The 11,739-nt window shown below is 46.4% G+C and carries 9 protein-coding genes and 1 riboswitch; of the genes, 6 read left to right on the top strand and 3 right to left on the bottom strand.

Going from position 1 to position 11,739, the window contains the following annotated elements; genetic code table 11:
* Positions 1 to 184: 184 nt before the first annotated feature.
* A complete protein-coding gene (locus tag DYD21_RS16170) occupies positions 185 to 2,794 on the top strand; it encodes a M14 family metallopeptidase (RefSeq protein ID WP_116038036.1) in 2,610 nt (869 codons plus the stop codon).
* A 61-nt stretch (positions 2,795 to 2,855) separates the two neighbouring features.
* On the opposite strand, the gene DYD21_RS16165 is transcribed toward DYD21_RS16170, so the two are convergent.
* Positions 2,856 to 3,395 (bottom strand): YceI family protein, encoded by a 540-nt coding sequence (locus tag DYD21_RS16165; RefSeq protein ID WP_116038078.1) that lies wholly within the window; start codon positions 3,393 to 3,395, stop codon positions 2,856 to 2,858.
* Between the two features lie 201 nt (positions 3,396 to 3,596).
* On the opposite strand from DYD21_RS16165, the gene DYD21_RS16160 reads away from it, so the two are divergent.
* From DYD21_RS16160 to DYD21_RS16140, 5 genes are all read left to right on the top strand, one after another.
* Positions 3,597 to 4,823, top strand: coding sequence for a nitrate/nitrite transporter (locus DYD21_RS16160; protein ID WP_116038035.1), 1,227 nt, complete (start codon positions 3,597 to 3,599; stop codon positions 4,821 to 4,823).
* Positions 4,824 to 4,968: 145 nt separating this feature from the next.
* Positions 4,969 to 5,976, top strand: a complete 1,008-nt coding sequence (locus tag DYD21_RS16155) for an alcohol dehydrogenase (RefSeq protein ID WP_116038077.1) — start codon at positions 4,969 to 4,971, stop codon at positions 5,974 to 5,976.
* A 140-nt stretch (positions 5,977 to 6,116) separates the two neighbouring features.
* Positions 6,117 to 7,895 (top strand): SLC13 family permease, encoded by a 1,779-nt coding sequence (locus tag DYD21_RS16150; protein ID WP_116038034.1) that lies wholly within the window; start codon positions 6,117 to 6,119, stop codon positions 7,893 to 7,895.
* Between the two features lie 752 nt (positions 7,896 to 8,647).
* Positions 8,648 to 9,223, top strand: a complete 576-nt coding sequence (gene msrA, locus DYD21_RS16145) for a peptide-methionine (S)-S-oxide reductase MsrA (protein WP_233505566.1) — start codon at positions 8,648 to 8,650, stop codon at positions 9,221 to 9,223.
* Between the two features lie 37 nt (positions 9,224 to 9,260).
* Positions 9,261 to 9,806: a DUF2911 domain-containing protein gene (locus DYD21_RS16140; RefSeq protein ID WP_116038032.1), complete on the top strand. Its 546-nt coding sequence runs from the start codon at positions 9,261 to 9,263 to the stop codon at positions 9,804 to 9,806.
* A gap of 176 nt (positions 9,807 to 9,982) precedes the next feature.
* Here the strand turns inward: DYD21_RS16140 and DYD21_RS16135 are convergent, their stop codons facing one another.
* The gene (locus DYD21_RS16135; protein ID WP_199535571.1) at positions 9,983 to 10,459 is read right to left on the bottom strand and encodes a DUF6428 family protein; all 477 of its coding nucleotides are present in this window, start codon (positions 10,457 to 10,459) and stop codon (positions 9,983 to 9,985) included.
* 187 nt (positions 10,460 to 10,646) lie between these two features.
* Positions 10,647 to 11,507, bottom strand: coding sequence for a hypothetical protein (locus tag DYD21_RS16130; RefSeq protein WP_147303620.1), 861 nt, complete (start codon positions 11,505 to 11,507; stop codon positions 10,647 to 10,649).
* A gap of 127 nt (positions 11,508 to 11,634) precedes the next feature.
* Positions 11,635 to 11,728, top strand: a riboswitch (TPP riboswitch).
* The last annotated feature ends 11 nt before the right edge of the window (positions 11,729 to 11,739 follow it).

Below are 11,739 nucleotides of genomic sequence, written 5' to 3'. Positions count from 1 at the left end.
GCGGAATAAAAAGTCTCCCCTAAAAAGGGGAGATATAGAGGGGTGTCCATCTGGTATTTTTAAAAATCTGATGAACATCCCCCTCAATCCCCCTTTTTTAAGGGGGACTTTTATATTCATGATTTAACAATCAATCACAGCTTTTAAGAATTATCAACCAAATCGATTCAATAAAAAAAATCCAATGAAATCTATCACTACAGGCATACTTAAATTTCTGACTCTGCTCAAACCGATCGTACTTACCAGTTTGATTGTGATGCTGATCACTCCGGCGTTGACGGCCCAGCAAGACTACTACTTCCCGGATGAGACGGAGTTTAATGAAGCGATTCCCACTCCCGAAGAGTTTTTGGGATACCCGATCGGCACTCACTACACGCGGCACGACCGTATTGTGGCGTACCTGGAAGAGCTGGCGCGGCTATCGGACAGAGCCACAATTCAGGAGATCGGCCAGACGGTGCAGCTTCGTCCGCAGGTGATCTTTACGATTACATCACCCGATAATCATGAAAACCTTGAGGAGATTCGCCAGGAGCATCTAACGCTGCTCGATCCGGATGCTCCGATTGTAGATTTGGAATCTGCCAAATCGATCATCTCACTGGCGTATAGCGTACACGGAAACGAATCGTCCAGCGGAGAAACAGCGCTCCTGACCGCCTACTATTTTGTGGCAGGTGAAAGTGAGGAGACGCTCCATTTTCTGGATGAGGCGGTTATTCTGCTTGATCCGGCTCAAAACCCGGACGGTCGTGACCGGGCCGCGCACTGGCACAACAGCTATAAATCCTTTCCAGCTGTTGCCGATCCCTATGATATCGAACATATCGAAGGATGGCCGAATGGACGAAGCAACCATTTTCTGCACGATCTGAACCGCGACTGGTTTGCCGTTACGCAGCAGGAGAGTCAAAACCGGGTTGATTTCTACCAGCAGTGGTTCCCCAATATCCAGATCGATTTTCATGAGATGGGCACCAATAGTACATACTACCTGGAGCCCACGCAGCCGGAGCGAACCTGGAACCCGATCATCCCGGAATACCGCTATGAGTACCTTAGTCCGCTGATCTCCGGTTATCAAACCGATGCACTGGATGAACTTGGTGCACTTTACTGGACCAAAGAGGTATTTGATAACATCTCGCCCATTTACGGCTCCACCTATCCCGATATTCTGGGTGGGGTGGGCATAACGTTTGAAGTTGGAAGTTCCCGCGGCCTGGTGCAAGAGAGTGTCTCCGGTGATGTGACATTTGAATCCACCATCAAACAACATCTCTACACAGGTATAGCCACCGTGCGGGCCGGGGTTGCCGAAAAAGAGACGCTTCTGGAGTACCAAAAAGACTTTTTCCGGACTGCGGTCGATAAAGCAGAATCGCAGCCGGTTCGTGCATACTATTTCGGCGATTCAGGTGATATTACGCTAACCGATAAATTTCTCAATCTTCTGCTTACGCACAGCGTAGATGTGTATGCCGTAGAAGAGACAGAAACGGTGGAAGGAAAAACGTTCAGGCCGGGCAGCGGTTTTGTTGTACCGACAAGCCAGCCAAATTACCATATCGTTCACGATATTTTTGAATCACACACCAGCTTTGCCGACAGTGTGTTTTATGATATCACCGCGTGGTCGCAGGTTCAGGGGTATGGAATTCAGTATGCAAAGGTGGAATCCGGCAGCTACCAGAGAGGTTGGGGAACAGCAGTTTCGGAACTTCCTGAGCGATCCGGCAGCGTGGAGGGCGGACAAACCGATTACGCATATCTTTTGCAATGGAGTGACTACAGCGCCCCGGCAGCACTTTACAGGCTGCTGGATGAGGATCTGATTGTACGATCTGCACATCAGCCGTTTGTTTCGCAAACTCGCACGGGTGAAGTAGAATTTGGATATGGTTCAGTGATCGTTGCGGTAGCGGAGCAGCAGATTTCGGGCAGGGAGTTGTTCGAAATTATTGAATCAACCGCGGATGAGTTTGATCTGACGTTTCACGCCGTGGATACCGGTCTGAGCCGTTCCGGGATCGATCTCGGAAGCCGGAATGCGCAGGTGGTCGACAAGCCGGAGGCGGCGATCGTATTTGGCAGCGGTGTGCGTTCAACCGAAGCGGGCGAAGCGTGGTTTCTGCTGAACAGACATGCCGGAATTGGCATCACCAAGATCGATACGGATATTTTTCCACGGGCCGACCTGCAGCGATACAACACCATTGTACTTGTAGATGGAAACTACAGCCGCTGGAGCGAAGATACGACAGATGAACTGCGGAGCTGGATTCGAAACGGAGGAGTGCTGATCACCAGCGGCCGTGCGAGCGCATGGGCCATTCAGCAGGAACTGGTGAGTGAAAACCTGATTGCCGAATCGCCGGAGTTAACCCCTGATGGATCGCGTTTCAACTATGAAGAGCGGGATGATCGTCGGCGGGCCAATTCCATTCCCGGTGTGATCCTGGAAGCGGATATCGATCCATCCAACCCGATTGCGTTTGGCGTGAAAGATCGCAGACAGCTTTTTATCAAACAGAGCAGTAACTTTTTGAAGCCGAGTGAAAACCCGTACGGAACCGTGGCGCAATTTACAGAAGATCCGCTTGTGGCGGGATTTGTGAATGATGCCAACCTGGACCAAATTCGCGGAACAGCAGCACTCTTAGTATCGCAGGAGGGAAGCGGGAAAGTGATCCTCTTCTCCGAAAATCCCAATTTCAGAAGCTACTGGCACACTACCAGCCGGCTGTTTCTGAACGCTATCCTGTTTGGTCAGAATGTGAGGGTGTGAAGATAATAGATGGAAACCCTCCAAGGGTTTGGAACCCTTGGAGGGTTATTCCCTATATCAATCAGTTCATTGTAAACTGAACATTCAGATTCAGTTTCACTTCATCAGATACAACAAGATTGCCCGCTTCGGTAACAGCGCTCCAGTTCAGGCCAAACTCTTTCCGGTTCAGTTTTCCGCTCACATCAAATCCTGCTTTCGTATTACCATAAGGATCACGAACAGTTCCGCCGTATTCTGCAGTCAGTTCCACGGTTTTTGTTGTGCCGCGAATGGAAAGGTCTCCAATCAGTCTGTACTCTCCATCACCGCTTCTGTTGAACGATTTGGAAACAAATGTAAGCTTGGGATGCTCAGCCGCATTGAAGAAATCATCTGACTTCAGGTGATTGTCACGGTCTTCATTTCCGGTATCGATGCTGTTGATCGCTGCTTCAAACGTAATCTTCGCATTTTCAAAATCTTCGTTGTCGGTTTCGATCGCCGCATCAAACTCCTTGAACTTTCCGGTTACGGTTGAGATCACAAGGTGCTTCACTTTGAATGTGATTTCAGAGTGTGCAGTGTCGATGGTCCATTTAGTTAATGTGTCAGTAGCCATATCAAGCAAATTAAATGTTGATGTATAATTGTTTAATGTTGAACAAAATATACGGGCAATAAAGTTCCCGGTCAATATCCTGGTGAAATAAATTTTATCAACCCCCTGAATCTGTGATCCGGCTAAAAAGCGCTTTCCTATTTTTATAGTCAAAAAACCTTCAATTGGCTCTGAAAAGCTGTATTTTTGAGGTTTACAAAAATGCAGAATACGTTAATGACATATATCACATTTGCGCTGAAAGAGAGTAAACTTCTCTCTTTTGCAGTCTCCCTGACTTTTTTTTCAAGCTTCGGGCAGACCTTCCTCATCGCACTTTTCGTTCCTTACTTTTTAACAGTCTTTGACCTGACAAACGCTTCGTTCGGTACACTCTACTCCGCAGCAACACTCATTAGTGCCTTTTTACTTCCCTATCTCGGGCAATGGATCGACCGGATTCCGCTCCGTACATACAGTATGATGGTTGGAATGGGATTACTTTCCGCTGCTCTGCTGATGACAATCTCGTGGCACGTTTCAATTCTATTTCTATCCCTGGTATTGCTTCGGCTGACCGGACAGGGGCTCAGCAGTCACACGGCACAAACCACAATGGCCCGGTTTTTTGATCACCAGCGCGGAAAAGCCCTCAGCATTTCAAGTATGGGATTTCCGCTTGGTGAGGCAATTTTTCCGATTGCAATTGCAGGCCTGCTTACCCTGTTCCACTGGCGTACCACCTGGGGAATGATCACCGCCATGATACTTTTCATACTTTTGCCGTTGATCTGGTTCCTGGTGCGAAACAGCAATACGGTTGAGGAAAAAGACAGTGACAGAAAACGGGAAACATCCACCAAAGAGAGTTACAAAATCATATTTAAACATCCGAAGCTTCTTTATGTGCTGCCGGCTATTCTGATACCGCCATTTTGGGCAACCGGACTTTTTCTTTACCAGGTTTCCTATGCTGACCAAATGGGATGGACAGCCGCCATTGTGGCATCAGCTTTCATAGCATTTGCAGCGACACGCATAGCGATGGGCCTCATCACCGGTCCGCTTGTTGATCGGTTTACAGCTCATAAAACATTTCCGTTTCTGCTTGTGCCGATGTCAATAGCCTTGTTCTTTGGCGCATATTTTTCAGCCGCATGGACAGCCTTTGTTTATATGGCATTGCTGGGGGCCACCTTTGGAATGGCCGGATCAGTAAAAGCAGCACTCTGGGCTGAAATGTTTGGCACCGGGATGATCGGAACGGTTCGCAGTCTGTTTTCCTCTATTATGGTTGTGAGTACCGCTGCAAGTCCATTTCTGATGGGATGGTGGCTCGATCAGGGAATTACGCTCCCAACAATTTTCCTGATTGCACTAATCACAACCGTTATCAGTGGACTGCTTTCATTCCGGTTGTTGTTTGGTCAAAATGAAATTGTGACCTGACACCGGAAAATCTTCTTAGAATACTAAAAAATCATCCCGAATCTACCGAGGCCAAAATCAGCTGTGGAGTTTCAGAACTTCGGAATGATGACCCTGCGCCTGCCGTTATTTATCATCTAACCAAAACAAAAACATGGAGTAGATGATGAAAGCTGCACAAATAAAAGAAGCAGGCGGAGAATTTCAGATTGTAGACATACCTGTACCGGAACCGGGCAGTCGCGAAGTATTGATAAAAGTGGAGGCTTGCGGAATTTGCCATAGTGATGCCATGGTAAAAGATGGTTTGTTTCCCGGAATTGAGTACCCGAGGGTTCCAGGGCATGAGGTAGTAGGAATTGTTGAGGAAGTGGGGGAAAGCGTAACGAGGTGGAATAAAGGGGACAGGGTAGGAGTCGGCTGGCACGGAGGTCACTGTTTTACCTGTAACCCATGCCGCAGCGGAGATTTCATCAACTGCGAAAATGGTAAAGTAGCGGGAATCAGCTATGACGGCGGATACGCAGATTATATGACTGCACCTGAAGAGGCAGTTGCCGCTGTTCCCGACGAATTACGTTCAGAAGATGCCGCCCCGCTGCTTTGCGCAGGCATCACCACGTTTAATTCGCTCAAAAATACAGGGGCACAGGCGGGTGACCTGGTAGCCGTTCAGGGAATTGGTGGATTGGGGCACCTTGCTGTGCAGTACGCAGCAAAAATGGGATTCAAAACCGCAGCGATTTCCACAAGCGACGACAAAGAAAAGCTGGCGAAAAATCTGGGAGCGCACCATTTTATCAATGCAAAAAAACAGAATGCTGTGGAAGAATTGCAGGCACTTGGCGGAGCAAGGGTGATCATTGCAACAGCGCCAAATACCGAAATCATCGGGGAGATAGCCGGCGGACTTGGAGTAGAGGGAAATCTGTTGGTTTTAGCAGCAACTGGTGAAACGTTCGAAGTCTCCCCGCTGACTCTCATCATGGGCCGAAAACAAATCAGCGGCTGGCCAAGCGGAACAGCAAAAGATTCGGAAGATACACTGAACTTCAGTGCCATGACCGGCACAAAACCCATGATTGAAACGTACTCCCTCGATCAGGCAGGAGAAGCGTACGCTCGGATGATCAATAATGAAGCGAGGTTTCGGGTTGTACTGAAAATGAACTAACCGAAAACCGGTAAAAAGAAGCAAGCTATTCTACCGCCCGTCAGTTAAAGATTGACGGGCTTTTTTTTGAATAAAAATTTGCAATTCCATCATGTAAGATTTTCATTAAGGTGTTGATTGTCAACACTGAAAATGGACAGATGACTTTCGAAATCGCCTTTGTTCTTCTACTGATTGTAGCTGCGACGATTCTTTTCGTTACCGACTATGTAAGTTACGATTTGGTTGCAATTATTGTAATGGTTAGCCTGCTCATTACAGGCATTCTTACGCCAAGAGAGGGATTGTCCGGATTCAGTAACCCGGCTACGGTAACGGTTGCGGCGATGTTTATTTTAAGTGAGGGAGTCAGGCGAACCGGTATTTTAAACAGTGCCGGTGATTTTTTCTCTTCCCGAATGCAGGAAAATTTCGCCTACTGGTTTCTTTCACTGCTGATTTTTATTGGGGTAATATCAGCATTCATCAATAATACGGCAGCCGTTGCAATCTTTATTCCCGTGATGATGACCATCTCATCGCGTGTTGGTGTAAGCCCGTCCAAGCTGTTGATTCCACTCTCATTTGCCGGTATGTTTGGCGGGGTTTGTACCCTCATCGGAACATCTACGAATATCCTGGTGAGTTCTATTGCTGTTGAGAGAGGAATGGACGCTATCGGGATGTTTGAGTTTACTGGTATGGGGCTCATTTTTTTGGCATCGGGACTTCTGTTTCTGTTCACCTTTGGGATGAAGATGATTCCGGACCGGCGAAAAGAGGAAGATCTTACGAAAGGGTTTGATATGCAGGAGTACCTTACGGATATCGTGATCAATCCCGGTTCGCAGCTGATTGGGAAAACGCTGGATCATAAAAAGTTAACCAGCCAGCTTGACCTTGATGTCATTCGGGTATTTAAGCCGAGCGTCAACCAGTCAGCCCAGAGAGGTACCGTTATCCTGGAGGAGGGTGATATTCTTCGGATACGGGGTAATGCAGATGAAATCAAGAAGCTGCTCAACAGGGAAGATGTCACACTACGTCCCGAACATGAGTGGTTTGATGTGGATCTTGAACACGGACGCGACGCAGTGGTGGAAGCCGTGGTTGCACCTGAATCTGCACTTGAAGGAGCCCGTTGGGGTGATTTCGATTTTTACGAAAAGCTGGGTGCAGTTCCGCTTGCTATTCGTCACAGAGGAGAACTGAAACACGATGACCTGGCCGAACGGAGATTGTCCGGTGGTGACTCACTTCTGCTTTCAATGAATTCAGAACGTCTTGCCGAGATTGAGTCATCCCCATCACTGCTGATGGTATCAGAACCCGATATTTTATCACACCGGGAAGATAAAACCGCAATTTCAATCTCTATTATTGCCGGGGTAGTGCTGGTTGCCGCTCTTGGATTTACATCGATTGTAATCAGCGCTATAGCCGGTGTCGTTTTGATGGTTTTAACCGGCTGCCTGAAAACAAATGAGGCGTATGACGCGGTGAACTGGAAAGTGGTAATGCTGTTAGCCGGAGTTCTTCCGCTGGGTACAGCTATGGATAAAACAGGAACCGCTGAACTGATGGCCGGAGGTATGATCGATTTGCTTGCCGGCTTTGGACCGACGGTGCTGATGTCTGGTTTTTTCTTTTTTACTCTGATTATTACAGCTGTGATGTCAAACAACGCTTCTGCGGCACTGCTTGCACCTATCGCAATAAAAGCAGCGGAAACAATGGAGGTTGCACCGGAACCTTTTTTGTATGCGGTAACCTTTGCAGCATCCCTGAGCCTGATTACACCCTTTGGCTATCAAACCAACACTATGATTTATGGTCCGGGCCGTTATGAAGTGATTGACTTTTTCAAAATCGGAGTACCGTTAAATTTACTTTTCTGGGTATTAGCTACCATTTTTATACCGCTGATATGGCCGTTTTGATGTATCTTAAGCAGCCTTGTAGCAGCTGGTTTATTATAGGACGTTTATACAGAATTTCTACGTACCTCGGTTCGCCGAACCGAGAAGCTCGGAAGTCATAACAGGTACACAATCTTATTCCTACGTAACCCGGTTCGCTGAACCGAAAAGACCAGAAGGTGTAACAGCTACAAACTCCTTTGAGACGTCATCGCCGACTTTGTTCCGCGATCACCCGCCTTCGCATAAATCAACAGTATATCACTGGCTGAGTTTAACATTCCGAACCAGGATGGGTGATGCCACATGACCGGGAGCCTTCATAAAAAGCATAAGAATTTTTCACCCACAAACTTTACTGGAGATTATAGTGTCGTGTCAATTATGTATCGACGGGTATGATTGGTGCAAATCTTCACCGGATGAATTCGCTTCATCCGGTGAATTGTCCGGACTTTACATGATCCAGTGCATAAACTTATAGAGTAATATCTTACTCCTACCCACTCATCCGATGACGTGGAGTCAGCGGATGAGGGTATTGTATTAAACCGAAAAATCAAAATTGACTTGACACTAATTTGTTTATGAAGAAGTTTGTTTATGCAGAATTTCTGCAGAATCGAAATTTATCTGCCTGACGATAGATCATCCAAAAAACGAACCCAATTATGGCACGATTCTTTGTATACTGATGTTTGATAGCAGCGAACACAAACTAAATAGGTTCTGCAATGAAATGGATCTTATTACTAATCTTTTTTGGTATTACAATGACAGTACAAAACTATGGCGATGAGACAGGAGATGACACGGAAGTAGCCACTTTTGGTGCGGGATGCTTCTGGTGTGTAGAAGCAATTTATCAGCGTGTGAATGGCGTTATCGCAGTGGAATCGGGGTATGCCGGTGGGCATGTTCAAAACCCAACATACGAACAAGTGGTACGCGGCAATACTGGTCATGCTGAAGTTGCAAGGGTCACCTACAATCCCGAAGAGATAAGTTTTGAAGAATTACTGGAAGTATTCTGGCATACACACGATCCTACGACTCTGAACCGTCAGGGCAATGATGTGGGACCGCAGTATCGTTCCGCTATTTTTTTCCATAATGATGATCAGAAAATGATCGCTGAGAATTCACTCAAAAAAACAGATAAATCTGATTTGTGGGACGATTCTATCGTGACGGAAATTACACCGCTCTCAAATTATAGTGTTGCGGAAGATTACCACCAAAATTATTTTAATAACAATCCGAATGCCGGGTACTGCTCGGTTGTAATTGCGCCAAAAATTGCGAAATTCAAGAAAGACTTCCCGCATCTTCTGCAGGAAGCAAATTAAACTCAATTCAATCCAAAAAAACTAATCAAACAATATCATGAAGAAAATTACGGCTGTTTTATCAATTGCACTTTGTACCGCACTCTTTTCAGTTTTTGAACTGAACGCTCAGGAGAGGACAACAGACAGAGTTTGGGCGAGTCCCAATGCGGCGGTGAGTCAGACTATAGGGCTGACAGAAGTCTCTTTAACGTACGGCAGGCCAGGCGTGAGAGACCGGGCAATTTTTGGTGGTCTGGTACCGCTAAACCAGGTGTGGAGAACCGGCGCAAATGAATCCACCGCGATTACTTTTTCCGATGATGTTTTGTTTGAAGGAGAACATATCGAAGCCGGAACCTATTCACTCTATACCATTCCCGGCGAGGATAGCTGGACCATCATCATCAATAATAAACTTTCATGGGGAACCGAATATGATGAGAGTGAAGATCTGCTGCGCGTAGAAGTGGATGCGCAAGAGTCGCATTTCATGGAGCAGATGATGATCTACTTCGAAAATATTTCGGAAGATTCAGGTGACATGATTATCCATTGGGATGAAACCAAAGTTGCCGTACAGATTGAACCGGTAAACGATTGATTTAATACCTGTGTGGCATCAGTGGGAGGTTTTGAAAAACGAATAATATTAAGGTCATGCCACGCCTTGGCGTGGCATCTCCCATGAATTTTGAACCCGTTTGGGTTGATTCACAATCGGCACCTTTCACGAGTATAGCTTTGTAAGCTCCCTCTCCAATTTCATCATCAAATAAATCAGCAGCAGCCGCTGTTTGGTTCACATCCGTTGCCTGTAGCAGAAATAACCTGGCCGGCTTTCTTCTTCAACACATCCATTCCGCATTGATCCAAAGCGAGGCACTCAGTTTGGGTGGGAATCAGTTGAAATGCATCTCCATTAAAACCGAGACGGTATTTCCCGATGGTATTCGATTCAGATTGATATTCAATCTCTACTGGAATTTCATCACTGTTGAGTAAAGGAGCAGCTTTATCGAGGATTTTCAGCAGAGTGGAGGGAGTCAGTCTGTGATGCGTATCATTTGCAACCCAAACCTGCATCGTTAAGGACTCATCTTTTCGAAGGGTACCGCCACAATCTATAAAATGTTTGGTTGCCAAACCCGCCTCAGTAATGTGAAAATGGTGTGGGACCGGGGTGCCGTCCGGCTGAAGGAGAGTGATCTGTTCCGTTTCCAGAAGTGTATTCTTTAACTCTTTGAGTGTTAGCATATCGGAGGGTATAATTAAGATTTCATTAATCGTAATTATACGATAAATAGAATCTTGTTGCAACATGCCCTCTTAAATAGAATTCAGGTTCACAAGAATGGCGAAAAGCCGTTATCCGGGGCTGAAGATTTCCACACTTGTGACAACAGGGGTGTATCGAAACAGAAACCGGCGTTAGTTTTCCGGATCAGAAATTGAATACGAAATCGAGAAAAGGAATTCCGAAACCTACATTAATTCCCGCTCCCGGTTGCAGAAATGCCAGGTCAACGCTCATCTGCTCACCCATAAAGCGCAGACCGTAGGACAACACCGTTGCACTCTCCTGCGGGAAAACATGGTTTTCAGTTACGAATGCAATTCGCTGTGAGAACCTGTAATCCATTCCTAAAAGTATGGAATAAGCCCCAACATCATCCATCACGGAGAAAGTGGTAATCCCGGTTGTAAAACTTCCCCGGCTATGTGCGTAAGTGTAGTTGCCAAACCCGATGTAGAGCGCTGAGTCAGCTCCGCCGGCTGTCGCGGCAACGGCTCCTGCAGAAAAATAGTGGTTTTCACTCACAGCACCGCCAAACCGTGCCCCACCAAAAAAGAGCTGATTGGAAATTCGTACTCCGGGCAGCATGCTGATGCCGCCTGTAACCGAAAAGTTATCCGTAATACCGTAAGATAATCCGGAAATAAAAATATAGACATTCTGATAGTATCCCTGGCCTTTTTGGAGGGGGCGTGCCGTAGGAGATACAAAAAGCCGGCTCGTGTTCGGGTTCTTAAACCATCTGCGGAGTGGAGCATCGGGATCAGCAGTATGTATGACCTCGATTCTATCAAGCCGAACAAAAATACGTCCTGCCTGTTTTTGCAGCTCAAGTTCAGTGTCGGTTACCGAAAGAATTTCTCCCTGGAGCTGGCTGCCATCGGTTAAGGTAAGTACAATGGCTTTTGTAGAATCTACAGTAACTTCTTCCGGCGAAATTTGTGCCACCAGATGGAGAGGAAGCAGTGAGATCATCATAACAAAATAAATAGAAAGAAATCGTTTCATAAGAGCTCAAATAAGGTCTGGTAATAACACATACCTATGATAATGTTAATATCAACATGCAGCAATAATGTTGTGAATCACTTTGAACTTATTTTATTTACCGGTAGTTTAATTGCTTCATTCAACCAATTAAGGTTGGGGGTGCTTGTTAAAGGGCTGAGATCATACCCCATGAACCTGAACCGGGTAATTCCGGCGAAGGGAAACCGTGCGAATGGGTTTCATTGAATTA

This window comes from Rhodohalobacter sp. SW132 (assembly GCF_003390325.1).
Classification (GTDB): domain Bacteria; phylum Bacteroidota; class Rhodothermia; order Balneolales; family Balneolaceae; genus SW132.
Note: the sequence above shows the minus strand (reverse complement) of the source record. Positions and strands in the feature narration are given on the sequence as shown.

What these genes read in the sequence shown, in the direction of transcription:
- DYD21_RS16170 (WP_116038036.1), top strand. Translation starts at nt 185, where the DNA reads ATGAAATCTATCACTACAGGCATACTTAAATTTCTGACTCTGCTCAAA.
- DYD21_RS16165 (WP_116038078.1), bottom strand. Translation starts at nt 3,395, where the DNA reads ATGGCTACTGACACATTAACTAAATGGACCATCGACACTGCACACTCT.
- DYD21_RS16160 (WP_116038035.1), top strand. Translation starts at nt 3,597, where the DNA reads ATGCAGAATACGTTAATGACATATATCACATTTGCGCTGAAAGAGAGT.
- DYD21_RS16155 (WP_116038077.1), top strand. Translation starts at nt 4,969, where the DNA reads ATGAAAGCTGCACAAATAAAAGAAGCAGGCGGAGAATTTCAGATTGTA.
- DYD21_RS16150 (WP_116038034.1), top strand. Translation starts at nt 6,117, where the DNA reads ATGACTTTCGAAATCGCCTTTGTTCTTCTACTGATTGTAGCTGCGACG.
- msrA (WP_233505566.1), top strand. Translation starts at nt 8,648, where the DNA reads ATGACAGTACAAAACTATGGCGATGAGACAGGAGATGACACGGAAGTA.
- DYD21_RS16140 (WP_116038032.1), top strand. Translation starts at nt 9,261, where the DNA reads ATGAAGAAAATTACGGCTGTTTTATCAATTGCACTTTGTACCGCACTC.
- DYD21_RS16135 (WP_199535571.1), bottom strand. Translation starts at nt 10,459, where the DNA reads ATGCTAACACTCAAAGAGTTAAAGAATACACTTCTGGAAACGGAACAG.
- DYD21_RS16130 (WP_147303620.1), bottom strand. Translation starts at nt 11,507, where the DNA reads ATGAAACGATTTCTTTCTATTTATTTTGTTATGATGATCTCACTGCTT.